Source organism: Tundrisphaera lichenicola (genome assembly GCF_051175385.1).
GTDB lineage: Bacteria > Planctomycetota > Planctomycetia > Isosphaerales > Isosphaeraceae > Tundrisphaera > Tundrisphaera lichenicola.
In genome coordinates this window covers 1732210-1758830 of the sequence record NZ_CP195106.1, presented here as the reverse complement: position 1 = coordinate 1758830, position 26621 = coordinate 1732210, and the positions used below count along the sequence as shown (strand labels likewise).

General features: G+C 61.8%; 15 protein-coding genes. 6 read left to right on the top strand and 9 right to left on the bottom strand.

The window, feature by feature from the left end:
• Positions 1-358: 358 nt before the first annotated feature.
• Positions 359-973, top strand: a complete 615-nt coding sequence (locus P12x_RS06840) for a hypothetical protein (protein ID WP_435010139.1) — start codon at positions 359-361, stop codon at positions 971-973.
• A gap of 10 nt (positions 974-983) precedes the next feature.
• On the opposite strand, the gene P12x_RS06835 is transcribed toward P12x_RS06840, so the two are convergent.
• Positions 984-2453: an RtcB family protein gene (locus P12x_RS06835; protein WP_435010138.1), complete on the bottom strand. Its 1470-nt coding sequence runs from the start codon at positions 2451-2453 to the stop codon at positions 984-986.
• Positions 2454-3432: 979 nt separating this feature from the next.
• Here P12x_RS06835 and P12x_RS06830 point away from each other — a divergent pair.
• Both P12x_RS06830 and P12x_RS06825 read left to right on the top strand, forming a co-directional pair.
• Complete coding sequence (locus P12x_RS06830) at positions 3433-5064, top strand: DUF1553 domain-containing protein (protein ID WP_435010137.1); 1632 nt, start codon at positions 3433-3435, stop codon at positions 5062-5064.
• A gap of 76 nt (positions 5065-5140) precedes the next feature.
• Positions 5141-6427: a DUF1501 domain-containing protein gene (locus P12x_RS06825; RefSeq protein WP_435010136.1), complete on the top strand. Its 1287-nt coding sequence runs from the start codon at positions 5141-5143 to the stop codon at positions 6425-6427.
• Positions 6428-6520: 93 nt separating this feature from the next.
• Here the strand turns inward: P12x_RS06825 and P12x_RS06820 are convergent, their stop codons facing one another.
• The 4 genes from P12x_RS06820 to P12x_RS06805 all read right to left on the bottom strand — a co-directional run bounded on the left by P12x_RS06820 (position 6521) and on the right by P12x_RS06805 (position 19833).
• Positions 6521-13444, bottom strand: coding sequence for a hypothetical protein (locus tag P12x_RS06820; RefSeq protein WP_435010135.1), 6924 nt, complete (start codon positions 13442-13444; stop codon positions 6521-6523).
• Positions 13445-13518: 74 nt separating this feature from the next.
• Positions 13519-16980, bottom strand: coding sequence for a hypothetical protein (locus P12x_RS06815; protein ID WP_435010134.1), 3462 nt, complete (start codon positions 16978-16980; stop codon positions 13519-13521).
• A 131-nt stretch (positions 16981-17111) separates the two neighbouring features.
• The gene (locus P12x_RS06810; RefSeq protein ID WP_435010133.1) at positions 17112-17912 is read right to left on the bottom strand and encodes an inositol monophosphatase family protein; all 801 of its coding nucleotides are present in this window, start codon (positions 17910-17912) and stop codon (positions 17112-17114) included.
• Positions 17913-17952: 40 nt separating this feature from the next.
• The gene (locus P12x_RS06805) at positions 17953-19833 is read right to left on the bottom strand and encodes a hypothetical protein (RefSeq protein WP_435010132.1); all 1881 of its coding nucleotides are present in this window, start codon (positions 19831-19833) and stop codon (positions 17953-17955) included.
• 261 nt (positions 19834-20094) lie between these two features.
• Between P12x_RS06805 and P12x_RS06800 the strand changes: the two genes are divergently transcribed.
• From P12x_RS06800 to P12x_RS06790, 3 genes are all read left to right on the top strand, one after another.
• The gene (locus P12x_RS06800; RefSeq protein ID WP_435010131.1) at positions 20095-20700 is read left to right on the top strand and encodes an SIS domain-containing protein; all 606 of its coding nucleotides are present in this window, start codon (positions 20095-20097) and stop codon (positions 20698-20700) included.
• 5 nt (positions 20701-20705) lie between these two features.
• Positions 20706-21701 carry an ROK family protein gene (locus P12x_RS06795; RefSeq protein WP_435010130.1) on the top strand — a complete coding sequence of 332 codons (996 nt, stop codon included), beginning with the start codon at positions 20706-20708 and terminating at the stop codon, positions 21699-21701.
• A 523-nt stretch (positions 21702-22224) separates the two neighbouring features.
• A complete protein-coding gene (locus P12x_RS06790; protein ID WP_435010129.1) occupies positions 22225-22467 on the top strand; it encodes a hypothetical protein in 243 nt (80 codons plus the stop codon).
• 25 nt (positions 22468-22492) lie between these two features.
• Here P12x_RS06790 and P12x_RS06785 read toward each other — a convergent pair whose 3' ends face one another.
• From P12x_RS06785 to P12x_RS06770, 4 genes are all read right to left on the bottom strand, one after another.
• Positions 22493-23257: a hypothetical protein gene (locus P12x_RS06785; protein WP_435010128.1), complete on the bottom strand. Its 765-nt coding sequence runs from the start codon at positions 23255-23257 to the stop codon at positions 22493-22495.
• Positions 23258-23693: 436 nt separating this feature from the next.
• Complete coding sequence (locus tag P12x_RS06780; protein ID WP_435010127.1) at positions 23694-24785, bottom strand: PIN/TRAM domain-containing protein; 1092 nt, start codon at positions 24783-24785, stop codon at positions 23694-23696.
• Between the two features lie 94 nt (positions 24786-24879).
• Entirely contained in the window at positions 24880-25389 is a 510-nt protein-coding gene (locus tag P12x_RS06775) for an HIT family protein (RefSeq protein ID WP_435010126.1), read from the bottom strand.
• 205 nt (positions 25390-25594) lie between these two features.
• Positions 25595-26329: a S26 family signal peptidase gene (locus P12x_RS06770; RefSeq protein ID WP_435010125.1), complete on the bottom strand. Its 735-nt coding sequence runs from the start codon at positions 26327-26329 to the stop codon at positions 25595-25597.
• Positions 26330-26621: the final 292 nt, after the last annotated feature.

Sequence of the window (26621 nt, the reverse complement as noted above, 5' to 3'; positions counted from 1 at the left end):
TCGGTCGAGGACCTTCCGATGAAGCTCGGACCCCGCCCGATCGGCTTGCTGGGTCCGCGCGCGTTGTCGAGGTGGCGTCCCCCCCCTTGCCAGAAGGAGCCATGCCAGATCACGAGGCCGCCTGCCCGGCGCATTCTCCTGCCGAGGCCTCGACTCATCATGATTCGTTGAGTCTTCCACGAAGGATGATCCTCGCCCGTGAATCGGGATGAACGGGATGATCAAGGAAGGACACATCCACGACTCAAGACCTATTCGAAATCGACGAGTCACTTGACTTCATCGACGCGCCTTGTTTACCTAAATTACCCATCGTTAGAACATTGACCTTTTTTCATCATCCAGGAGTTAACTTGCCATGAAGTCACGAAAGTTCCAACCCGTCGGTGTCGACGCCCTCGAGGAACGGATGGTCATGACGGCCTTCCAGATGCCCTTCACGCTGGTGACCCCGCCGCCGAGCCAGGTGAACCCCAAGTTCTTGATCCTGACCAAGCATACGGAGACGCAAATCAGCTATGCGATCACCGATGCTTTCAATCATTTCAGCTCCGAATACGCGAAACAACTCCAGCGTTACAATCATCTGAGCGTGAAGCCGGGAGCCGACCAGACCCAACTCCTCGGTCAGTTCGAGATCAGGATCAACCGGGCTTTAAACCGGCTGTCCTCGGAATTACTAGGCGTCTCGGGTAAGGTCCCATTCGGTCGGGTCAACCTCTACCCGATCTACCAGAATCGGATCCTGGGGTCGACCGGGGTCACGGATACCACGAGCCTGATCAATTATCCTAGCCTTCAGGAGCGACTCGCCCCTCTCTACGGGACCGACCCGAAGGGAGTGGCCGCCAAGGAAGCGATCCAGGCGACCCAGACCTTCGTTCGATCCGACATCAAGAATTACATCAATCAGGGGGTCACTTTCGGTTACTTCAAGCTCGGCCGCGGGGCCATCTACCCCCAGCTCTCCTGAGCCGACTTGGTTAGCCCTTGATAACCCCAACCGGACGGAGCCGGGCGACCTTCTTGGAAATCCCGGCCATGTCCACCACCTCGACCACCTGGTCGACGTCCTTGTAGGCGGCGGGTTGCTCCTCCGCGAGCCCCTTGAACCCTCTGGCACGGGCGATGATCCCCAGGGCGTCGAGTTCTCGATCGATCCTCCGGCCGGCGGCCAATTTCACGGCCGCCGTCCGGCTCATCATCCGACCTGCCCCATGGCAGCTGGTTCCGAATGATTCCTTCATACTCCCCGGCTGACCGGCCAGGACCCAGCTGGCCGTCCCCATGCTCCCGGGAATGATCACCGGTTGGCCAATCTTTCGATAAAGGTCGGGGATCTCGGGATGCCCGGGAGGGAACGCGCGGGTTGCCCCTTTTCGGTGGACGCAGACCTGCTTGATGAGGCCATCCCCGACATCGTGGTCCTCGAATTTGGCGATGTTGTGGGCCACGTCGTAGATCAGGTCGAGCCCCAGCGATTCCCAAGGCCTCTCGAAGACCCGGGCGAAGATTTCTCGGGCCTGGTGCGTCAGGAGCTGGCGATTGCACCAGGCGTAGTTCGCCGCCGCCCTCATCGCCCCCAGATAGGCCGATCCCTCGGGACTTCGGACCGGGGCACAGGCCAGCTGCGAGTCGGGTAGCTCGAAGCCATAACGCTTGGGGGCTCCCCTGAAGACCGAAAGGTAATCGTCGCAGACCTGATAACCGAGCCCTCGCGATCCCGAGTGGATCAGGACGGTGACCTGCCCCTCGCGAAGGCCCATGACGCCGGCGGCTTCCTCGTCGATGACCCGGTCGACCACCTGAACTTCGAGGAAGTGATTCCCCGATCCCAGGGTCCCACACTGGTCGAAGCCTCGGGCAAAGGCCCGGTCGCTCACCCGGTCCGGGTCCGCCCCGTCGAGTCGACCGCCGGCCTCGGTGTAGAGCAGGTCGCGCTCGGTCCCCCAGCCCTTTTCGATGACATAAGCGGACCCCTGCTCCATCAGGCGGGCGAGCTTCGGCTTCTCGAACTTGTAAAGGCCCGACTGACCGACGCCGGTCGGGATGTCACGGAAGAGCTGGTCGACCAGCTCGCGAATCCTCGGCTTGACCTCGGCCCACTCCAGGTCGGATCGGAGGAGTCGGACCCCGCAATTGATATCGTAACCCACCCCTCCGGGCGAGATCACTCCACCTTGCTCGGGGTCGGTCGCGGCGACTCCGCCGATGGCGAACCCGTAACCCCAGTGAATATCCGGCATGGCCAAGCTGGCCTTCTGGATACCGGGAAGGGTCGCCACGTTCGCGACTTGCTCGGGTCCTTGATCCTTCCGGATCTGACCGATCAGGTTGTCGTCGGCGAAGATCAGCCCGTCGACCCGCATGTCCTCGCGATAGGACCTGGGAATCCGCCACTGGTAGGGACTGACCCGCTCGAGTGGCCCTGCAAACTCACCCTTGATTCCCATCGCGATTCAACCTTCCCGCCCCGAGGACTGATCTGCTCGACCGTGTTCAGAGATCTGACACCTCCCGACTGAGTATGTTCGCCGACTCCGGGACCTGCTTCGAGGAATCGGCCGATTTATCGAGGAAGCGGATTCCGGATCGGTCCGCGTCGGTCGAGGGAGACTCGGCGAGAAAATGGACGCCCTCCGGGATCGAGGTTATCCCTGGATCCAACCTCGACTCTTCGACGAAGGCCTCGCCAACAGGTCTGAAGGTGATCCCGCATCCTGAGCAACGATAGCCGGTAACCGGGGCGAATAGTCCAGCACGAGACCGGACCAGTGGTCGCAATTCACCAAGAACGCACCTCGGGCAGGCCCGTTCCGGGGGTTCGGCCCCCGACGGAAAGGCCGCCGCGACCGCCCGGCCCATCGGCATCGACAGGAAAAGCGACACCAGGATCGAGAGCGGCACCCAGACGACAATCGATGGCCCGGTCAGGTTGCTCGGACTCAAGAACGACCGAAGGACGTAGGAAACGACCGCGACATGCAACGTCACGATCATCACCGAATTGAGGCTGCGGAAGGGCAAGAGCCCCGTCATCATCCCTCCTCCCGCACGTCCATTCTCCGATCCGATCGCTTCGACGAGCCGAATCAAGACCGCCGAATTCTCGCCTCCAGGATCAGATCTAGGCGGATTCGGTGCAAGAGGGGAAGTACGAAGTCCGAATAGGGCAAGGTTCATGCCTACCGATTGGATTCGAAGGGCTATTTCGGGAATTCCGGTGTCACATGCCGGATTCCGGAGCGTAGAACCAGCGCATACCAGCTTGATTCCCCCCCAGTCATCAAGCATGCAAAATCCACCTTGTCGCGTGAAATCACTTTACGAACCGAGAACCGGTGAAGTAGCTTTAAAAGTGGCGGATTTAGTTCGACATCCGCTCGACGCTCTCGCCCCTCTCTCGAAGATTGAGCCTTACCAAGGAGTTGGATGATGCTGCAACGTCGCCGGTGGCGTCCCGTTCAGACGTTCGCTCTCTGGAGCCTGCTCGCCCTGGCTGTGGCTCACCCTTCCCTTGCCGATGATCCCCAGCCGAAGCCGACCCGGACAACCGGAGCTCGCCTCGACTTCATCGATGAAAAACTCCGGGAATCCTGGGCGGAGTTCAGCATCAAGCCGTCGAGGGTGGCGTCCGATGAGGAATTTCTCCGTCGGGCTTATCTCGATTTGCTGGGTCGTATTCCCAATATCAGCGAAGCGAATGGGTTTCTGAGGAGTAAGGAAGCCGGCAAACGGGCCAAACTGGTCGAATACCTGCTTGTGCACCCCGACTACCCCAAGAATTTTGCCACGATCTGGAAAGTGATTCTTCTGGGTCGCAAAGATCAGGCACGCGAAGTCGACCCCCAGGCACTCACGAACTGGCTGCGGCGTCAATTCAATGAAAACCGGCCGTGGAATGAGATGGCCTTCGATCTGATCGACGCGAAGGGTTCCAATAAGGAAAATGGCGCGGTCAATTTCTCACTCGCCCACATGGGCGACGGCGCGATCAACCTGACCTCGATCACCACGCGTGTCTTCCTCGGTCAGCAGATCCAGTGTACTCAGTGTCACGACCACCCTTCTAATGATTGGAAGCAGGCGGACTTCTGGGGGATCAACGCGTTCTACAAGGGGCTGAGAAGCGAACCCGTCCAGACGACCAATGCGGCGGGTACGGTGACTCTCGATCATTACGAACTGTTCGATGAGCCGACCGATCAATATTCGTCATACGAGCGTCGCGACGCCCAACTCCGGATCGCCTTTCCCACCTTCCTGGATGGTCGCAAGATCAGCCAGAACAAGGATGTCGATCGACGGGAGGCCCTGGCCCGATTCATCACCGAACCGTCGAACGAGGCGTTGGCGAAGGCGTATGTCAACCGGATGTGGGGACACTTTCTCGGTCGTGGATTCGTCCAGCCCGTCGATGATTTCGGGGCTCACAACTTGCCGAGCCAGCCGGAATTGCTCGACGAACTCGCCCGAAATTTCCAGTCGAGCGGCTACGACACCAAGATGTTGATCCGATGGATCATGAATAGCGAGGCCTATAATCTGACCAGCGCGACGACCAAGGATAATGATAAGGACGAGACTCTCTTCAGTCACATGAATCTGAAGCCGATGACCCCCGAGCAACTCTTCGATTCCCTGATCGTGGCCACCGCCGCCCACAAGACCGCGGGGGCCGATCAGGCGGACCGTCGGGATCGCTGGATGAGGCAGTTCCAGTTCGCCTTCGCCAAGGATGAAGGGGAGGAATCATCAAGCTTCCAGGGGACGATCCCCCAGGCCCTGATGATGATGAACGGCGAACTCATGGAGAAGGCGGTCGGCGGCCGGTCGGGGAGCTTCCTGGCCGACCTCCTGGATCAGGCCCGGCTTCAGAAAAAAGGCTCATTCGAGTCCTACGTTGTGGACACGCTCTATCTGGCCGCCTTGAGCCGCAGGCCGACGGGGCGTGAACGTGAGGCCGCTCGTCACTTCCTCGTGAACTACCCGGACACGATCGGGGTGATGGAAGACATGTTCTGGTCCTTGCTGAACTCGAACGAATTCGTACTCAACCGTTGATCGGTAGTCGGGGACCTCGCCTGAGGGCGTCGATCCCCAGGGCTGCCTCGCCCGAGAGGCATAGGGGTATCGACCGATGTCCGATCGCTTGGTGGTTCCCGGCGGCATGTCTCGCCGTCATTTCCTCGGCCACATGGCCACCACGGCCCTGGCCGTCCCGGCCATGCAATTCGCCGGGGCGCTCCGGGCCAATGCCCAGCAACTCCGCAAGCAAAACAAGAGCATGATCGTGCTCTGGATGAGCGGCGGCCCCAGCCATCTGGATACCTGGGATCTCAAGCCCGACAGCGAGAAGAACGGTGGCGAATTCAAGCCGATCGCCACATCCGCGCCCGGCGTGATGATCAGCGAGCACTTGCCCACCATCGCCGGTCAAATGAAGCACCTCAGCGTGATCCGCTCCCTCAATTCGAAGGAGGGGAATCACGACCGAGGCGAATATATGATGCACACGGGATATGCACCCAACCCGACCGTCGTGCACCCCTCGTTCGGTTCGGTCTGCTCTTACGAGCTGGGCGAGCGGCTCGAGAACTTCGACCTCCCTCACTGCATCTCGATCAATCGGCCCAGCGAGGGGGCCGGCTTCCTCGGGATGGCGCATTCCCCGTTCGTCGTGAATAACCCCAACGAAAAGATCGCCAATCTCGATCCGCCCAAAGACATCAACGAAATGCGGATGCGTCGGCGGGTCCAGATGCTCGGCATGACCGAAGATAATTTCGTGGCCCAGAAGCGTGGTTCGTTCGCTTCCGACCACAAGGCGGTTTACGCCAAGACTTTCCGAATGATGACGTCCCAGTATGCCGATGCCTTTCGGCTCGATCGCGAGAAGGATGCTGTCCGTGACGCCTATGGCCGGGGCACCTTCGGCGCGGGATGTTTGATGGCCCGTCGCCTGATCGAGCGGGGGGTCACCTATGTCGAGGTCTCGCTCGGCGGTTGGGACACTCACGCCGACGCCTTCAACACGCTATCCAATACCCTCCAACCGCAACTCGACAAGGGGATGGGGTCGCTGGTCGCGGACCTGGCCCAGAGCGGACTCCTTGAGAAGACCATGGTCGTCTGGATGGGCGAATTCGGGAGAACTCCCAAGATCAACCAGAATGGCGGTCGAGACCATTGGCCTCGAAGCTGGTCGGTCGTCATGGGCGGAGGGGGCCTCAAGGGAGGGCAGACCATCGGGGCCACCGACAAGGACGGGGTCGACGTCATCGACCAGCCCGTCGGGGTGATGGATCTGATTGCTTCGATGTCCAAGGGGATGGGAATCGACGTGGCGACCCAATACACCACCCCTCGCGGTCGTCCTATCAAGGTCGTCGATGGTGGGGCGCCCATCCCCCAGCTTTTCGCCTGATTCGACCGGAGCCTGGCTCCAGGAGCCCGCCATCCATTCGGGACGGCGGGCTCCTTGCGTCTCTGGCTCGGGGAATAATCGCCTCCAAACCCATTAATCGAGCCAACGACCCAGGCCACCGATCGCGATCGCGAGTCCTACCCCCAGAGGTTCGAGCAAGAGGGCGATCAGCCCAAGCGTGGCGAGACCAGCCATCCCGGCCCGCCCGAGACCTGAGATCGGGCGAAGGATCAGGATTGCAGATCCGATGGCCAGGATCAGCCCGATCGAACCGATGAACCACGATTCGATCGAGTGACGTGCCAGCCCGTCCAGGGGCGTAGGCCACTTGATCGTGCCAGGCTTGGTCCCACCTATCGAATTCTGCTGATAGAAGGAGGGGATCCCGACTCTCCGGACCCGGTTCGGTTCGACCAATTCGAGCTGATCCTCGATCGGCGAATTCGGGGTGACGGGCTCCAGGCCGACCTTGCCGCGGGCCTCGATGACGAGCCCTTCGAGCCCGGCGAGTTGGCTCGATTCCAGGATCAGACCACGAGCCGCCTCCAGTCGATGGTCGGCTTGATCCTTGACTCCAGGTTGGACATCGGAGTTCCTGAAAATCGAACGAATGGACAGTTCGAAATCGACGATGTCCCGGAGGACATCGCGGCGTTGCGAGGGCGAACCGCGATCGAAATCGGCGAAAGAATTAGAGATCCGTTCTGCGAGTTGCTCGACGCCCTTGATCGAGTCCTCCATCCACGAAACACGCTTGATTCCCTCGGAGAGGCCCGCGTCCCCGAGCAATCGGGGCAGATCCAGCCGGATCGAGGTGGGTACGTTCTGCTGTTCGATCGAGGGCCAAACGACGGCCTCCGGCGAAGTATCGCGGCTTGCCGGGCCTGGTCGAGTCGTCCAGCTCAATTCGACTCGACGAGCATTCCGCTCGCGGAGGACGACCAGCCATCGGCCCGGACCGTCGATGAGTATCGGAGCAACCTTCCCATCGACCGAGGCCCAGGGTAGATCCGAGGACTCGGGAAGTCTCAATGCAAGGTGAGGACCCGGTCGCGGGCAGAGATGGTAGATGGCCTGCCCTTCGAGCCCGCTTGCAAGTCCCATGACCCCGTGAAGTCGAGCCGATTCGACCCGGGTCGTCTCGCCGAGTGGTCCTCCACCGCCCCGGCGATCGCCGCCCACCGTGATTTTGAGCGTCCAGCGCTCGCCCGTGACGCGATACGCCCGATCGATCGATCCGGGGGGTGCGGGAGATTCGTCCGACCGATATTGAGAGACGTCGATCGCCTGAAGGCCGGGAGAACCAGCAACCTCGATCGGTCGGCCCGAGACGTTCGCGATGGCCAGGTCGTAGCGGCCCAGCGAGCCCCTGCCCGGTACCGCCAGTGGGGCGACCTCGGGAAAAATGATCGGACGTTCCGGGTCCAGTGCGATCCGCGATCGGATTACCATCCTGGCCCGGCGCCAGATCGGCGATTCCGGCTGGATCCGCCAGGTCGTGACCTTGCCTCGAACTTCGGCCGAAGGCACGATCGGGCGACCGTCGATCTCCAATTGACTCGTCTCGGCCCACTCCGAAGGGAGGTTCCAGGCCAGGGCTTCCGCGGGCCCGCCACTCACCTCGCAGTCGACAACCGCCGTCCAGGTGACCTGACTCGCGGCGATGGTGAGGTCGCTCCGGACCGAAACCATGACTCGCGATCGGGGGGAGGGCCAACGGAGCATTCCAAGGCCGCCCGGCTCCTCGACCCGATAAGTTGCCCGATAGGAGGCGTTCGGATCCCCCGGAGCCATCGAGGATGGGAGGACCGGGGTCACCCACTCTCCGGCATCCAGGAGGAACCGGACCGGCCCCGAGATGATCAAGGATCCCGCTTCGTTCGCACAGTCGGACCATGCGGGCCAGGGGATCCTCGCCTGGTAATTTCGAGCCTCTGCCAGAACGGGTTCGGCGGCGACCGGCAAATAGCCCTGCACCCGTATGGATCGATCCGCGATCGCAGAACCGTCAAATTGGATTCGAATTCGGTCGCGAGCCAATCGCTGCCAGTCGACCAGCCCGGCCGCCTCCACCCGGATCACGCGGAAATCGATCGGAACGCCCAGTTCGAGTTCAAATGACCGGCCCTGCCGATCGGATAGGACGGCCTCGATCATGGCGTTGAGGCGTCCCGATTCGAGATCGACCGTGACCTTGGATCGAATCGCCCGCCGAAGCGGCAGAGGCCCGGTCGCGACCGCGAGCGCCGACGTCGAGCCGAACCTCACCGAGCCCGCCAGGGTCAGGCCGTCGTCAGGCAACGTACCCCAGGTCCGGACGAAACTCGAATCGGGGAAAGGGTCCAGTCCCAGGGTTGGCTCGAGTCGGCCTGACCAATCGCCCGGCCTGCGAAATCCGACCACTCCGGTGAATCGTTTCGCGTCGGGCACCTCGATCCTCGGGATTCGACGCACACCCTTCGACGAATCGCCGGGCCTCCAAAACTCGAACTCGATGGGAAGGTCCTTGGGCCAGGGAGGGTCGATCTGAGCCACCCATTCGGGCCGTTCGTTCGTGCCTTCGCGGCGGAGCCCGACCAAGCCGGGAATCGAGGTCCGCCGGATCAAGAGGCCGGGCTCGTGGGCCAGCCGGATCGTCGAAGTCCCGTCTGGGTCGGAATGAGTCAGCCGGACCCGAAGGAGGTCACCCACCGGACGGGTATCCCAGAGCATCGTGGCCTCGACCGGCCCCCGGATCCCCCCCGCCTGGGGGCGATCCGTGGCGAACCAGCGGACTTCCAGCGTCTCTACCGGCCCGAGCGTCCCTTGAACCCCGCCCGCTCCGACTTCCACTCGACCCAGGGCGTCCGGAACCTCGACCCAGTGGCCCTGGACATCACGCGCCACCTCGACCCCCGCGAAGGCCGATGGGACGATGGGGTGCCGAAGCCGCTCGCCTCCTTGCCCGATGGCGCTCAGCGAGACCGTGCCCAAGACCCGAATGGTGTGAACTCCCGGTCCGGAAATCGGGATCGTCGCGATTTCCCCTTCCTTGGTGATGGTGATCGGTGTCGGTCGAGAGTCGACCTCGGCCGAGAGGTCTCGGGCCGATCCGATCGGTAGTCTCCATGAAGCTGGTCCGTCCCCCTCGACTTCGAGATCAAGCCGACACTCCACGATGGCCGAAGCGGGATCCTCTCGACGCACCCGGTAGTCGGAGGCGATCAGGAGGACGCGGTTCGACGCCTCGAATTTCGCGAGTTGGCCCAGATTTCGGAGTCGCTCGTGATCTTCGAGGAGCATCACGACTCGATCCGGCTTCACCGATGGATCGGGGGGGCCGTCGAATGGGAAGAGGGCCAGGATCGGATGATCCTGCTCAGGGGATGCGATGCTGGGGATCGCCAGAAGGCCGACGGTCCCCAGAGCCATCAGCGAAGTCGCCACGCGTCCGAGAAAACCACTCCGCGAGAGGGTGGGAGCCCGCTGGAGATCCGATGGGTCGGGCGAGGCAGCCGCTCGAAGGAATTGTCCGAGCCAGAAGGCCAGGATCGCCAGCAGTCCTCTCAAGGCTCCGGTCAGCCCGGGGCCGAGGTCGGGCCAGGACCAGGCGATCGCCAGAGCGGTAACGCTCAGGGCAATGGCCAGCCCCAGGGCTCGGATTCCTCGGGAAAGTCGGCGGGCCAGGAAGCCGATCGCCAGGAATCCAATCGAGAGGATCCATCCCCGGGCCGCCTCGGATGGCTCGTTGATCAAGGTGACCGATGCCCCCGTCGAAGGCCACCCGATTCCCACGAACCGGCGCAACCGCCAGCCGTTTCGTCCGATCGAACGGTCGGAGACTTCCCCGGCTCCGAGAGCCCTCGGGGTGGGTTCACCCCGCCATCGGAAGGCCGATTGGAAGCGATCCGATGCATCGGCGCCGGTCATCGAGGCCTGTCGGAGTGGGGCCATCCACGCCTCGACCCATCCCCTCCCCCCCGGTTGCCAGATCGGGGCATCGGCCTCGTTCGTGATGAGGATCATCCCTCCGATGGGGACGGCCACCAGTCCCATCGCTTTGAGCGTCGATCCGACCGAAGCCGTGGCACTCGTCGCCCCCGATTCGAGGTTGATCCGAGAGCTGGGACCCCAGCCCGCCGTGATCAAGGCGAATCGGTCCACGACGATCGGCCACGGACCGGCGTCGAGCCGGATCAGCCAATCACCCAGGTTCGATTCCCCTTCAAGTGTCCGGGCCGTGAATTTCTCGAATTGACCTGGGGGGAGTTTTCCCCCGATCGACCGGACCGGAATCCCGAAGAGTGCGCGGGGATCGGTCTGGAAACCCAGCAAGTTTTCGAGCCAAGTTCGTGCCGGCCGCGGATCCGAATCCCGGAGATCAGGAGAGTCCGAACGGATCTTCCACGGTTCCGGCGCGTCGAGTTCCCAGACGAACGAGTTGCAGGCGAGTGAGCAAGTCGGTAGCAATCGAGAAGGGTCGAGTTTCGAGGATGAATCCATCCCCGATCGATATTCAATCGTGACCGTGACGAGGTGCCGACCCGGGTTCGACTCGGGCAGGGCGATCCGGAACGATCGACCGTCGGGAATCGCCTCGATCCTCTGGCCGTCGCGACGGATCCGGTCGACCTCAGCCCCCTCGGGCATCGATAGGACGAGATCGCGAGCGGTGTCGACGGCGACCCGAAGTGTCAACCGATGCCGGAGCCCGACGGCGGGATGGACCTGGGTCCTCAGGCAAGCCTCGCGGATCAATCCGCCGGTCGGCCCGAGATTACCGGGGGTCGTCTCCACGAAGAGAGAGCCCGAGGATTTGTTATAACTGAACATCAAGGCACGTCGATCCACCGGCCAGGCGTTGACCGCGGGCATGTCCGAGGGCCTCTCGAAGAGGTCGACCGGAGTGGGACCGGAAGGTTCAACCCGAAGTCGGACGGTGTCCTCGACCTGGATCGCCACAAGTCCCCGAGTCCGGTACGAATCGACCGGAGCAAGCAGGGGTATCCGTCCCTTTCCGTTCCAGGGAAGCTCGGACTCGGCCTCGAGAACGATTCGACCTTGCCGGGGACGTGCCAGATCAAGCTCCAGTGACAGGCCCGAGGTCGGTAATCTCAGGGAGGCACGTCGGGTCTCGTCGATCGCGTGCGACTCGATCGTCGATCCGCTGGAGTCGATCAGTTTCCACCGGATCGGGACTTCGAGCGGTTCGCTGAGATGAATCGGGATCGAGGTGGCTGCATCGTCCAGTTCATCCAGCGAGAGGGTCCAGTGGAGCCGTAGCCGATTTCGGACCACCGAGGCATCGAGCCGGACCTGGGCTCCCGGCTTTTCTCGATCCCGTGCTCGGATCACGCGAGCCTCGGCATCGTCCACCAACCATCGCCAGGCCAGTGCGGTGCCGAGATCCATACCCGCCCAGGGCAGGACGTTAGTGTGGTCTGAAACGGGCTCGGGAGGATCGATCCATGCGAGTCCTCTTCCCAGAATCGGTCGGACCGAGAAACCAGGAGGGGAGGTCGCGACCCAGATTTCATCGACGACTCGGCCGCTCATCGGTGCGGGACGAACGCGGGGAAGGTCGAGAGGCCCCGTCGAGCCCAACCCCTGGGCCGAAGCCGTCAGGTTCAAGGTCAGGGATCGGGCCTCCCCGACGAAAGCCGGGGGAATCATCTGTATTCGGTGGCCGCCCCCCGATAGCTCATCCGCGTGCCAGGCCACCGCCTCCCCCGAGGACGTGGCCACTCGATCGGTAATCCACCCGGGCGGAAGGTCGACGGCATACCTCAGGAGCCGTCCCTTCTCGGTCGTCCAGGTGAGCGCGGCGGAGAATCTGGGGAGATCTTCTCCCAACTTCAGATGGCCTCGGACCACGAACGTGGCATCCGCCGAGGCTTGTCGGAATGTGAGTTCCGCCAGAGGGCCCGGTTCTCCGCCGGGCTCGAAGACGAGCGTCTGGGATTTCGAGGATTCGGCGGAGCGTGAGACGACCCTTCGGGCGGATTTCTCGACACATCCTCGAAGGACCCGGCCCGGATCGAGCCGGATGATGGTCCGTCCGCCGGTCCAGACGGCGTCGATCGGCCGGGCCGAGGGGACCGCCCAGACTCCTTCGGCGGGGATCTGGCAGATGGCTCGGATCGTCAGGGGCGAGGGACCGATTGCCTCGCCACCGAGTCGGATCGAGACTCGCTGTGGCGAGGATCCCGGCTCGACTCGAAACGAAGCGACTCGTGGACCGACGACATCAACCAGCTCGATACCAGGATCGAGTTCGATCGTCAGTCGAGGCGGGGCTCCCGGGGACTCTTCCAGCTTCCAGTCTGCCTGCCAGTTGATCGTCGCCGCGTCCAGATCGATCTGAGTCGTCCCTTCGAGCCAGAGCCGAGGTGAATTCGTATCCGAGCCGTCCTCGGTCCGATCTCGAAGACGGAGCGGAATTCGCCCGGTGGCCGACGCCAATTTCCAGGAAGTCGTGCCATCTCCCGGTGCCGAGGTAGGGCCGATCCAGGCCCCTGGTAGCCCTTCCGGGACGAGGTTGGGCGGCAACTCGACGGTCAGGGTAGACAACGCGAGTTCCGGCAGGACCAGCGAGAAAGCCCTTCCGCTCGATCCGGTCCTGGCTCGCAACTGCCAGTCGATCGCGACTCTCCCCGAGCTCTCCGGAGCGAGCTTGATGACGAGTTTTCCATCCTCGGTCTGTCGAGCTTGACCTCCGACGACCGCCAGCCTGGGCAGGGCGGGTGACCACGGTTCCAGGAGGACCAGCGAACGGGCTGCGGCCCCGGGCGGCTCGATCTCCAGTTCCGATCGACCGATCAGCGTTCCCGACTCCCATCGGGCCGAATGGGTCGCGCGGAGGATCCGAGGGGATCGGGTGCTCTTCCTCGGGTCGTCGGCCTCCCGGACTAATTGTTCGAAATGCTCGGGGGTCAGTACCTGGAGGTTGGACCCGGCAGGAAACCAGTTTTCGACCTTGGAGGAGGGGACGCGGACCCTCACCACATCCGGCGAGCCAGCTCCCAGGCCGGCGATCATCACCAGGCCAATCCAGCATCTTGCGAGCGATATCCGAGTTGGGAACTCCGCCCCGGTCTGTCGGAAAGGGCCGATCATCGGGGATCCCTTGGTCCGGTCGTCGAGGCTTCGTCGGCCGGGCGTCCGGCGATTCGAGTGAGGACGATATGGTCGGCCGTGGAGATGGCCGAAGGGGTCGGCGGCCTCACTCGGATGGCCGTCGAGTCGTCCGAACCAAGGCCCGGTGAAGCCTCGACCGAGAATCCGGATGGGGGAACGTTCCCTTCACGGCTGGAGACGACCGCCCCGAGGCCGCGATCGCGACGCTCCAGGACTCCGTTGATCACCAACGCCCCGATCCAGAGGGCCAGACCCGGGAGGGCGGATTGAGCCATGGGGATCGTGAAGCTCCCTTCGGCGAACGCGGCGATTCCCAGGGTCAGTGAAAGGGCGATGCCCCCGACGAGCCGGGGGGGTGGCTTTCGAGCCAGGACGAGCAGACCGGCCAGGAGGATCGGGCCCGAGCAAATGAGCACCAACGCAAATCGAGAGAACACCGCGAAGGACAAGGCCATGGGTGGTCCCGACCGCCCGAACAGATAACTATGACGCCCGACCGGATCATCCCCGTCGACAAAATCAACCGAGGTCAGGCGAGAGTTCCCTCCATTGATCCATGACATCAATTCCGCAGGGCTCCTCCAGGGCCTCCGACGGTAAAGGAAGCTTTCCCAGTACCACTCGTTCTCCTCGACCCATCCGGGAGGCGTCCCGATCCCCGCGCGACTGCCAATCAGGCGAACTTCCCAGACCGACTGCTGAATCACCCCGCCATCAAGGACCCTGGGGGGAAGCCAGGACCGGGTCGCCTTGGCGGCGGGAACTTCGTACTCCACCACGACCAACACGGGGCCGGCCGGCGTCGTGGTCGGGAAAAGGAGTTTGTATTCGTCCTCGCCGACGCCTTCGACCATCCCCTCGGCGACCTCCCGTCCCCCGATTCGAGAACGGATCCATCGAGCGCCCGGAGGAAGGGCGAGCGACATCGAACCTTCCCGGCTCACGATCCAGAACGAGGCCATGGTCGCCAGATCGCCTTCAGGCCGTTGGGTCGTCCGGAGCCAGAGTCGGGAAACGACCAGGTTCGGCAAGGCGAGCTGCGGGCCGAGCCGAGCCTCGATCGCGACCGGGCCGGGCTTGTCTTCGGGCCGATGGAGCGTGATTCGGAGTGTTGGCCCGGGTTCGGCAATCGGTTCCGTCAATGATGAGACCGACCAACCCTTCGGGTCGCTCACCAACTCGATCCCGGGATCGGACAACGCTCGGAAATTCTGCCCGATCGTCGTTCCCTCCAGGACGCGGATCGGTCCCAGCTGTGTCCGAATGGAATGCCCTGCGGCCAAAGGCTCGGGAAAGGGAATTCGGTAACGAATCCGGAGTCGAAACGATTCGGAGTAGTCGCGAGCGAACTTGAGGCGATAACGACGAGTCCCATCGGGGTCCTGTCCGATCGCTTCCCGGCCCGCGAGATCCACCCCTTCGACATCCCATCGAGCGGGTACCTCGGGCGGAAGGGCGATGTCGAGCCGATTGACCGACCCGAATGAAACTTCCCCGGAAACCTCGTCCAAGACCTCGACCCACCTTCGTTCAAAGGTCGCAGTGGTGGTGGATTCATGGCGGATCGACCGGGGTCGGATGGTCAGCTTGAGTGGGAGAGATCGAGGGGCCGCATCCGACCTAAGCCAGAGCAGGCCGAGTTCAGGGCCTGGCTTCCGACCCGGCCAGGTCCAGTCGATCGAGGACGCATCCCAATCGACCCGGAACGGAGAAGTTGAATCTCCAGCCTCGGCCAGCTCGGCCAGGACGTTGCGCTCGGAGACCAGGGCAAATCGGCTCCCGATCGTCGAGTCGGCCATCGGCTGAAACAGTGGGATGGCCACGGGTTTGGATGCGTCAATCGCGTAACGCCCTTTCAACTGAACCACGAATGATTCGGCTTCGCGGGCCTGGAGGCTCAGGGTGATGGTGAGGATCCTGGCGACTTCCGCACCTTCCTCTCCCCCTTCCTTCGGCCTCAAGGGGACCACCTGTGCCGAGGCAACCACCTCGGGAGGGCCGGCCCCTTCGAAAGCCAGATTCTCGGGCAAGAGCACGGCCAGTTCGAAGGTCCGGCCTTGTGAGGTCCGGCAGGTGAGTAGCGTATCGATTCGGGCTGACCTGGGGTCGAGCGCAATGGTCGATCGATTCTCGACGAGGAGGCGAGGAGGGGCGGGTTCGACCACCAAACCCAGATCGAACGGCTGATCATTAAACTCGAACGCCAGGGCGGTATCGGGACGAGCCCGGAGTGTCTCGGGAAGCTCCGTCCTCGGGTCGATCCTCCGGAGGGCCCGACCGGGACTCGGGTTGAGGAAAATTGGGCCGCTCCGCACGATCGCCAGGACGCCGGTCTGGACCTTGGCATGCTCGAAGGCGTACCCCTGGATCGACACACGGGTCGAGCCACCCGACTCGATCGGTCTCCGCGTGTTGATCACCAGCGAACGCGTGATATTGGCCCGTAAGGGATCGGCGAGGGGGATGGAGAGGACCGATCGAGCCCCACTCGGCCGGACCTCGAACAGGACCGCTCGCTCGTCAAGCTCGACGTCCAGAACCTCCTCATTGGAGTCCAGGCCGATCGATATCTGGGAGTCGACACCTCGAATGGCTCCGAGGATCCAGGAGCTTCGAGTCCGGATGGCTCCCCGTTCAACATCCATCGCGATCTCGCCCTGGGCCGAGAGCAAAGCGGGGAGCGTCACGGCCGGGTCGGCCCGCTCCCGCCATGTCAGCTCGATCCGGGGCCTTGGGCTCAGCCGGGCTTCGAGTCGGGAACCACTCTCACCTACCCCTGGAGCAACGACCACCGGCTCGTTGGTCCCGGTATTAGCATCGCTGATCTTGGTCGGGAATTTGAGGTCGAACCGCGTCGAAGCGGCCAGGGGAATCGAAAGGTCGAGCCGTCGCCCCTCGGAGGTCGACCGAATCGGTGCGAGTAAATGGATTTCGACCGTGTGGTCACCCCGACCCGGCAACTCGATCTCCCAGGATCGCCCCTCGCCGATGCGCGTCGGCAATTCCTTCGATCCCTCTCGGACCTCCGTAAGATTGAGTCCATCCAGCCGGATCGGCGTCCAGCTCGGTCCATCGCGGGCGCTTGAGACTTTCAGCGAAATCGCGAGCCGAGCCCAATCACCATCGCCATCGCCCGAAACCTCGACCGATTCGATTGCTCCGCCGGAAGGATCTACTCTCGGCTTGGCTTGCGGGGCTGCTCCCTGGAGCTTCCGATATTGATCGCCATTGAGGATCACGAAGTCGGGACGAGCCAGCATCTTCCAGAACTCGGCCAGATCCGAGGGAGCATTCAGGAAGATCGGGATGCGAGATTCGTCCGAATCTCCGACAGGTCCGACGGGAATTCTCGGTTCTTGCGCCGCTTGGCCCGTCAGGGCGATCGCCCCCACCAGTGCCAGGGTGAAAATCGAGGAGTAAAGCCGGAGTTCCCTCAACGTTCTGGACCTCGGGTGAAGACCAATCGAAGAGGAAGGGCACGATTCGAGCCCATCCGACCGACCGCGTCGCCGGTCCGACAGCCTTCCCATCTTATCACGTCGGCGCTACAATCGCCAACATCGCGGACTCATTGCGGGTCGAGTCCGGCAGTTCTCAGGGCCTCGACTGCTGAAGCATGGACGTTGCCGTTCGATGCGAGCAGTTCTCGGCGATACATGTCGTACGACAGCCCATCGAGCAAAGTGACAGTTCCTCCCGCCTCGCGGACCAGGACCACCCCGGCCGCCACGTCCCAGGGATGGATCGAGGTAGCGTAGAAGACGTCGAAGGCTCCCGAAGCCACGTAGGCCAGGTTGAGCGCCGTGGAGCCGGTCCGCCGGATCGAATGAGTGCCGGTCGACATCCGTCTGGCATGCTCGATCGTCCGATCCGCGTCGGACTCGAAGGGAGTCGGCCAACCGGTCGAGATCAGTGATTCGTGGAGGCCGGTGGCCTTGGAGACCCGAAGTGATCTGCCATCGACCTCGGCTCCCTCCCCTTTCGATCCGGCAAACGTTTGACCGGTCAACGGGTTATGGATGACGCCGACGACCAGTTCGCCGGCGTGTTCGAGGGCGATGGAGACGCACCAGAACGGGAAATTATGGGCGAAATTCACGGTTCCATCGAGCGGGTCGACCACCCATCGCCATAGATTATCCGGGTCGGGTACGACCCCGTCTTCCTCGGCAAGCAGGGTATGATCGGGGAAGGCCTCGGCCAGAATCTGGGCAATCCTCCTCTGGCTGGCGGAATCGGCCTCGGTTACGAGATCTCCCGGCGCCTTCTCGCGAGCAGAGACCTTACCGTAGGAGTCCAGGAGGATCCGACCCGCCTCGACGGCGGCTCGCTCGGCCACGGTCCGATATTCTCGATAAGATCCGCTCAAGCAGTCTCTCCTCTGGATCAGGTTCTAGGCCGGATCATATTCAGCGTGGGGTCCCACTGGCTGGCTTGGATTCACTCTTGCGGATCAGGTCCTGCCAGGCTTTCAGGCCCTTGCCTTCCGGCGAATCGGGGTCGTATTCCAGACTGTCTCGACCCGTCACCGCCCTGAGATTGTCGATGGCGAGTTCGCGTGTCCCTCGGCTTGGAGCCGTGAGGTATTCCACCAGCTTTTCGGTCGTCGCCTCTTCCTTGGCTTCTTCGGGACTGAAGCCGATAATGAGACGCTCGGAGATCGCAGCCCAGGAATCGCCATACTGGCGGACCAGGGCTTCTCGGACGACCTTCGCCGTCTCACCGCCCTGCGCCAATCCCGCCCGAAGGACTTCAACGACCGTCCGATGAACGGCCGGATCTTCCTTGCGGTCGAGGACCGTGACCACCAATTCCATCGCGCCGATGGAACCGAGGGCCTCCACCGCCATTCGCTTCACATCTTTCTGAGGATCATCCATGGCCTCAACGAGATCCGAGAGGATCGGTCTCCCTGGGCGTAAGAGTGCGACGAACTGATCGCCGATTTCCTTGACGAAGGTCGAGGGAGCTTGTTCGGTCACCCAGGTAGGCGGAGTCTGTCGGCCGCGTTCGGTGAACTGCCCGGACATCTGAAGAGTGATCTCGCCCGGACCCTCCAGTTTCTCCTCGCGATCGTCCACCTTCAGTGTTGCCTCGCCCTGGGGCAGGAAGATTCGGACATGGGCGGGAACCGGTTCGGACTGTCCGGGCAGCAGTCTCGGAGTCCGCTCGATCCCGACCGCAACACCGTCGGGAGGGGTGATGGCAACTTTCTGGTCATCGAACTTCATGGAGATTGTAGCGGGAGGGGTGGAGGGACGGAGCAAGATGCGTCCTCGACGCAAATCCAGCCGAGCGGGCTGATCTTCGAGGAGCTGGTCCACAACAACATCGGTCGAGCCGACCAGCTCGACCTCCGACTTACCGAGTCGGATCGTGTTCCTGAACGGGTCGAGATTGAGGAGGCGGGAGCCCTCCTTGAGCGTCTCTTTCGGCTCGACGCGGTCCCAACCGCTCCCATCGGTTGATGGGCGAAGAACCAGCCCCTGAACCGAGTCGATCACGCCAGGTTCGGAGCTATCCGGCTTGTCGACGTCCTTGGGTACCTCGACGCTAGCATCCATCACCTGGGTCGAAGCTTCGTCTGTCCTTGGTTCGGTCCCGCTGGGGTTCTCGACCGGCGGCTCGACTGGGACTTGCGGAAGCGGCAGCGGAGCGACCTCCCGAGGCTCCGGTTGGTTCAGGGCGACCTCGGGGGGGGTTCCTTCGGGAGAAAGGGTGTATGTCGCGGCAACGGCCAGGACCCCGATCAGTCCCAAGACCAGGGCGATCGGCCCGAATCGTTCGATCAGCGGACGATGTTTGGGGGCGGCAGCCGACCAGGCCAGGGTTGGATCGGCTGCTGCCGCCTTTTGACCATTCTTTTCGACTTTAGGGTTTCGCGAGGGCGCTGAGTGACCGGAGGCCTCTCGGCCCTTGATGAGGCGATACATCCTCAATCTGGCCTCCGGGGGCACCTTGGCTTTCTGACCGATCAGGCTCAGGATCTGGTGAACGCTCGCGACCTCGGCAAGATTCACGTCGGAGGTCAAGCAAAGCTTCTCGTACTCGGACACTTTCTCCGGGGAGAGTTCGTTATCCAGGTAGCTTGCGACCAGATTCGGGTCGACACCTTCAACTCCCTTATCCCCGGGTACGGAAAGCCTCCGCTGGCGAGTCACTCTCTTGACTCGCTGGACGAGTTCCTTCGCGAAGGGGCTCTCGGCCACCTGTTGCCCGATCTCGCGAACTTCGTGTGGTGAAAGCTTGTCGTCAAGCCAAGCGATCATGGTACGGAGCGTCAGTCGCATCGGATCGCCTCGAGCAGGGAGTTTCGTGGTGAGCCGCCAACGTACAAGAGCCCCACCTGAATACGTTAGTGCGGTCTCGCGATGCGATCCGTCGAATTTTGGTGGAAGAATCCGAGGATTCGCGAAGAGTTCCGAATTCCGTCAGAACCCGTCGCGAGCATCCTCCCAAGTTTCGGGGTATATCGGCCGTAATCTCGCGGGTATATTACGCCTCCATCCGGAAGATCGACGACGTTATGTGGCTTTGCGGGAGGATACCCGATGTTGGGATCGTCGATGAACGCCAGGGATTATCTGGCCCGTGTCTGTCAGGAGATCGAGGCTCTGGATCTGGCACAGATCGAGAAGGTCAGTCAGATCATCGAGGACGCTTATCATAGCGGTCGATTTGTCTTCATCATCGGCAATGGTGGATCGGGCTCCTCGGCCTCACATCTCTGCGAAGATCTGGCCAAATGCACCCTACGCGACTTCGAAAATCAGAAGCGGCTCAAGGTGCTCAGCCTGACCGACAACACGGCCGGCATCATGGCCTGGGGAAATGATGAAGGGTACGACCGGATCTTCATCGAACAACTGAAGAACCTGGCCTCGCCCGGAGACACCCTTTTGGCGATCTCTGGCTCGGGAAATAGCCCGAACATCCTCAAAGCCGTGGAGTGGGCCAACACCAACGGGATGACCACCGTAGGCATCACCGGGTTCGGCGGAGGTCGCCTGAAGTCCTTGGCCCAGCACAACATGCACGCCGGGATCGACGACATGGGGATCGTGGAGTCGCTCCACCTCGTCGCTTTCCATTGGATCATCGACGACCTGAATCGACGCTTCGCCAATTCGATGACGGCCACGGCCTCGACGGTTTGAACACCGTGTTGCAGCCCCTTCTTCTCGGAGTTGAGATCGGCGGAACCAAGCTCCAACTCGGCCTCGGTCGAGGGGATGGGTCCTTGATCGCACTCTCGCGGTTGAAAATCGTCCCGAGAAATGGCGCCCGAGGCATCCTGGATCAGATTGCGAAGGAACTGCCGACCCTTCTCCAACGAACCGACGTCTGTGACCAGTTCCCCAACGCGGTCGGGATCGGGTTCGGTGGGCCGGTGGATTCGACCCGAGGGACCATCCTCCGTTCGCATCAAGTCCGAGGGTGGGACGATTTCGACCTGGGAGGATGGGCCCGATCGGAACTCGGCATTCCCCTCGTTGCGGTCGAGAACGACGCGGATACCGCCGGGCTGGGCGAATCTTGCTTCGGCGCGGGCGTCGGCCTCTCTCCGATCTTCTATATCACGATCGGCAGTGGAATTGGGGGCGGGCTAATCCTGGATGGTGGGATTTATCGAGGCTCAGGGATGGGAGCCGCGGAGATCGGACATCTATGGATCGAGTCCGGTGAGGAGGAGCCTCGGCAACTGGAAGACCTGGCTTCCGGCTGGGCCATCGGATCAATCGCCCGGAAGCTCCCCGCATTTCGGGATCGAGACCCAGCCGAGGTCGATGCCGAATTCATCGCAGCCCAGGCCCGGCAGGGGGACCCCTCGGCACGCACGATCCTGGAGCAGGCCACCCGCGGATTGGGGACGGCCATCGGGCATGTGGTGACTCTCCTGGCCCCTCGAAGAATTATCCTGGGTGGTGGAGTGTCGTTGATCGAGGACCGCCTCTGGCTCGACCCGATCCGGAACTGGGCTCGCCGGAGAGTGTTTCCGCCGTTCCTCGACTCGTTCGATATCAGGACGGCCAAGCTCGGCGAGGATGTGGTCGTCCACGGAGCACTCGCCCTGGCTCGCGATCTCATTTGCTCCGAGACGGATGGAAATTCTAATCCCGAAACACGAATCGTGAAACCGAAGGGGGTCGCCCAATAATTCTTCAGTTTTGCACGATTTTCACTCACGATCGATTTGGATCGCTCCTGATATCCACAACGGTCACGAGCCGGATCACTCCAAGATTCCTCAAGAATCGAGGCGACAGCAGGTGATCCGTGTTGGATGATTCCAATAATAAACTCGTCGCGATTTATTTTTTATGGGAGACCAGAATTACGGCACGAGTTTCGCCACGCGAGTTATCCTGTAAAACTGGCTCCGAGAGTTGAATCCCTCCTGGACTTGGAACATTCTCAACAAGTTTCGAAATTTATTTTCGGCAATTCAATTCGATCACGCGAACGTGTACTTCACGCGACGGCTCTACCCGATTACCGAAGGTTCGCTAATAATGAGAAAGTCTTGGTCGAGCCGTCGGCAAAATCCAGACTCGAGAAATGAGTGGGCAGAGAACAATCTTGGTGATTTCGACGTTTAGAATTGAGGGAGAGTGATCGGCTTGGTCCGACGCTCTATTGGCCATGGGAAGGTCCATCCACACCTGACTTAGGGGCAAGCCATGCAGACGAAATTGGCCGAGACCCAACTCTGGCAGCGTAACCTCGCCTCGCTGATCAGGTCCGGGTTGTTCCAGCGGGCCGAGACGGGCGTGTTGCATGGCCTTCATACGGTGATCGGCGTCTACGGCGATGGGTCGCATTCTGCTCCCCTGGCCAAGTACGCCGACGCCCGCCGCGCTTCGGACGCGGCCAACACGGCCAACAACCTCGCCAGGACCGATCTGTCGGTCGAGGCGAATTGAATCGGACCGATTGTTTTCACCCATTTCAAGTTAACCCGAACCGCCCGGACCTTCGTGGTCCGGGCGGTTTTTTTTGATGGGTAGGATTGATTCCGGAACTTGATCGCCAACCGATTTCCGAAGCCGTCATCGAGTCGATCGTCATCCGTCCTAGTGCGTCGTAGGACAGTCGCATGACGTCTCGGTGACCCACCGCGTTCGTGGGATAGCTCGACAACGAAGAGCCGTACTTGTCGGTGGCCCCGAAAAGATGGAGTAGTTCGTGGGCGACCGTGGTCGGATCGACTCGTCCGCGACCGTCCAAGGGTTCGGGGAAGCTGGACTCTCGTGAATAGCAGATCGCGAGCCCTACCCCGGAAATATCTCCTTCGGCTGCCGGGATGGCATGAGACCGGCCTCTCCTCCGAAGGTGGAACAACCAGACCTTCGCGTCCGACTCGATTCTCGGATTAATCTCGCGAAAGAGTCCGACCACATCGGTGAAACCCAAACTTGCCGCCGCTCGACTCGCGGCAGCGAAGGCCTTGGCCGAGGCATTCGCTTCCATCGGACCGACATCGTCACCTTCGGGCAAGAAGTCCACCTCGACCGGCTCCTCGGCCTGGTCATCCATCAAAAAGAAGGTGTCTGCGATGGCAATATTGACGAGCGCATTCCATCGATGGGCTTCACGTTCGATCCAGGATCCGGCGTTGATCAGCGAGCGGTGAGCCTGGTCGATCTCCTCTCCAGACCAGGAGTTACCGTCGAGACCGACGAAAACCGAGATCAACGCCACTTTCCCGAGCATCGTCGGATTTTCGGCCCGTAAAGGTTCCTGGTGGATGAGGGAGGGAGACCCCGGCTCAAGTCGGACGAAACGACGCCATTGGGGGTCTTCCACCAGCGGGATCCCCTCGACCCACGACATCGGAGCCCGTTCGACGACCCCATCGGCGGGAAGTGCCCCAGGAGGAGGCTCCGAACGCATGGGCTGTTTTGCGATCGATCGTAAGTTCGCAACCTCGGATCCGAGAGCGATCAGGCCGAGAGCGATCAAGGCCGCTGGAACGAGCAAATCTCGAGAGGTTGAATACCCGGCGGCGATTACCCCCAGTCCGGCCAGCAGGCTCAGGCCAATCAGCCAGACCTTTCCTCGGGGGGACATGACCTGATCGCTCCGATAGGCGTGTCGGGCGCCTTCGAGAACTCTTTCTTAACTGGCGATCGAGTGAACTCCGCGAATCTCAAGGACGAGGGCGGTCGGACTGAGGTCCCAGGGGCGGGCCCGGGGGAGGCGTGTTGGTGGAAGGCCGACCCAGGGCTCCCGGGTGGTCGACCCGCCCGAAAATCATCCGACCGGCGCTGGTCTGGAGGACGCTGGTGACCGTCAGGCGGACCATCTCGCCCAGATGTTGCTGCCCATGCTCGGTGACCACCATGGTCCCGTCGTCCAGGTAACCCACACCCTGACCGGGCTCTTCGCCTCGCTTGAGGATCTTCACCATCAGGGTTTCGCCGGGCAGGACGATCGGCTTCAACGCATTGGCGAGGTCATTCAGGTTGATGACCTCGACTCCCTGGAGGCGGGCGATCTTGTTGAGGTTGTAATCGTTGGTCACGACCCGACCGCCGAGATGCTTGGCGAGGACCACTAGCTTCTGGTCTACCTCGCGAACTCCCGCCAACTCGGGAATCTCGGCGTCGTAGATTTTCACCTCAACGCCCGTCGACTTCTGGAGTTTGTTGAGAATGTCGAGGCCCCGACGACCCCGATTCCTCCGGAGCTTGTCCGAGCTATCGGCGATCCCCTGAAGTTCCTGGAGGACGAATCGGGGGACGATCAAGGGCTGATCGATGACTCGCGTCTCCGCCACGTCGGCAATCCGACCGTCGATAACGACCGACGTATCGAGGACCAGCGGACGTGTGCCCTTCACTTCCTTCGAAAATTCCATGTAAGGGATGATGAATCGAAAATCATCCTTGGTCTGGAGGAGAGTGCTGATGCAAGCGTAGCAGATCAGGACCGTGACCAGCCCATGCACTGCCCGCTGGGTCGGGACGGACGCCAGGAAGACCGTGAGCGTGGGCTCGATCGCACTCTGGACCAGGTTGCTGAGGATGAGGCCGACGATCAGCCCGAAATAGATGGCCGAGATCGTTTGAATTCGTTTATGAGGAGTGAAGATATCGACGATGAGGACCAGGATCGCGGCGGCGAGGACGCCCCCGAACAGCAAGACCCAGTTGAAGGAACCCTCGGTCGCCTGGGCGAGCCTCACGCCGAGGCCGCCCACGACCAGGACGAAGATGGCTCGGATGATATTCAGCAGCATGAATTCGAGACCTCACCAACAATTCCGGTTCTAACCGGGGAAGGATCGACCGAGATAAAGGATCGAGGCTGATGATCGGTTGGTAAGCCCTGCGTCAGTCCGGGAGGGCCAGTTCCAGCGCGAGCCGGTCATAAAATTCGTCGAGACTTTCGACGATCACCTTGGTCTGTCCGAGCACCGGCATGAAATTGGTGTCGCCATCCCATCGAGGGACCACATGCCAGTGAAGGTGTCCGGGAAGTCCGGCTCCGGCCGACTTTCCCAGATTCAAGCCGACATTATAACCTTCGGGACGCAACATCCGGTCGAGAATGCCGATCAATCGCCGGACCGTCTCGATTGGCTCCGCGAGTTCGGGACCGGAGAGTTCACCGAGAGCCCCTTTATGGACCAACGGAGCCACCAACAGGTGGCCATTGTTGTAAGGGTATCGGTTCAAAAAGACCGCCGAATGAGGACCTCGCCAGGCCAGGAGGTTGGCTCGATCGAGAGTCTGGTCCGCAGCCAGGCCTCGACAGAGGAAACAGCCGTCATCGGCCGAAGGCCCTCGTCCCGAGGCATCCTTGATATACTGGGCTCGCCAGGGGGCCCAAAGTCGCTCCATGAACCGCGTCCTGGCCGGGGCCGTCGACAAGGGAGGATGGGGGAACCGAAAGGATTTCGGGACCTCGAGCCCACGACCCTCGACTGGCGGTTTCCCGCCTTATCACGGCTCTCCAGATTTCAGATCGTAGCATGAGATGAAGGCGATGTCGCGAGCCAATCCTTCCGGACCGATCAGAATCTCGATCTTGGAGAATTCTGAAGAGTCAGCGCAAGAGACCGCGCTTCCAGAATGGATAGGACCTGGCCCAGGCCCGCCCTCGGACCTCCCCCCGATGTATGATCTCCCAATTTCCCGGGACCGGGGGGCTGTTAAGAGGTTGCATCCCCAGACTCACCAGGATGTAATCCGGAGGGATTTCCATCTTCATTTCCCAGGGCGAATCGATCGTCGAGAATCTCGACCCATCGACCGGACTGCCATCGACCCGCAAGACCCGATTCGACCATTCCACCCTCTGTCCAGGCCCGGCGACGATCCGAGCCATCTTGGGACGAGTTCCTTTCGAAGGGCGGAGCCAGACCGTTTCCCCGGGTTGAGGTTCCTGGCGGGCGTAAGCCCAGAGATTGATCAGGAAGCCTTCGCGAGAGCGTTCCTCGGGTACGATCGGCCAGGCCAAGGCCGAGGCCATCGCCAGGGCGGGTGCATAGCAGAATGCCCCCAGGCCGGCCGAGGCCGTCACGGACGGGACAACTCTCCCGAAACCCGGGAAAGCATGCTGGCGGATCGCGTCGGCGGCCGAGTAGGCATGAGTCGCGAAGGCGAAGGCGATCAGGATCAGGCCAAGCAGCGTCCCCCACGCGTCGATTCCCACGACCAGGGCCGAAGCGTAGGATAGAAAGAGCAAGACACCCCGCTCGCGCTGGCGCCAGGACCATTGGGGATATCCGGGTATCAGGAGTTTCGGCATCACCGGCGATGGCATCGTCGTCGGATCCATCAGTCCCTCACCCCCCTATCGAGCGATCAATCCGTCGCACAGTTCGCTTTTCTGACATTTGTCGTGGAGATCGTAATGCGACCGTCCATGGATGTCAAATCCCCATTATCGGGATTGTGTGTACAATTCACGATCGAACGACTCGACGACCTATTCGAGCGCACGGTCCTGATCTTGGACCCGAAAATTCGGAAATAGTTCCTCGCCCCGAAATGTCGGCAATTTCGCCATCCCCCTACAAATGCCGGGAAAATCGCCCGATCAACAGATTGGGGTGAACAGAAAGCCCTGA

What these genes read in the sequence shown, in the direction of transcription:
- P12x_RS06805 (WP_435010132.1), bottom strand. Translation starts at nt 19,833, where the DNA reads ATGCGACTGACGCTCCGTACCATGATCGCTTGGCTTGACGACAAGCTT.
- P12x_RS06835 (WP_435010138.1), bottom strand. Translation starts at nt 2,453, where the DNA reads ATGGGAATCAAGGGTGAGTTTGCAGGGCCACTCGAGCGGGTCAGTCCC.
- P12x_RS06840 (WP_435010139.1), top strand. Translation starts at nt 359, where the DNA reads ATGAAGTCACGAAAGTTCCAACCCGTCGGTGTCGACGCCCTCGAGGAA.
- P12x_RS06785 (WP_435010128.1), bottom strand. Translation starts at nt 23,257, where the DNA reads ATGCTCGGGAAAGTGGCGTTGATCTCGGTTTTCGTCGGTCTCGACGGT.
- P12x_RS06790 (WP_435010129.1), top strand. Translation starts at nt 22,225, where the DNA reads ATGCAGACGAAATTGGCCGAGACCCAACTCTGGCAGCGTAACCTCGCC.
- P12x_RS06830 (WP_435010137.1), top strand. Translation starts at nt 3,433, where the DNA reads ATGATGCTGCAACGTCGCCGGTGGCGTCCCGTTCAGACGTTCGCTCTC.
- P12x_RS06770 (WP_435010125.1), bottom strand. Translation starts at nt 26,329, where the DNA reads ATGGATCCGACGACGATGCCATCGCCGGTGATGCCGAAACTCCTGATA.
- P12x_RS06775 (WP_435010126.1), bottom strand. Translation starts at nt 25,389, where the DNA reads ATGGAGCGACTTTGGGCCCCCTGGCGAGCCCAGTATATCAAGGATGCC.
- P12x_RS06800 (WP_435010131.1), top strand. Translation starts at nt 20,095, where the DNA reads ATGTTGGGATCGTCGATGAACGCCAGGGATTATCTGGCCCGTGTCTGT.
- P12x_RS06820 (WP_435010135.1), bottom strand. Translation starts at nt 13,444, where the DNA reads ATGATCGCCGGCCTGGGAGCTGGCTCGCCGGATGTGGTGAGGGTCCGC.
- P12x_RS06780 (WP_435010127.1), bottom strand. Translation starts at nt 24,785, where the DNA reads ATGCTGCTGAATATCATCCGAGCCATCTTCGTCCTGGTCGTGGGCGGC.
- P12x_RS06825 (WP_435010136.1), top strand. Translation starts at nt 5,141, where the DNA reads ATGTCCGATCGCTTGGTGGTTCCCGGCGGCATGTCTCGCCGTCATTTC.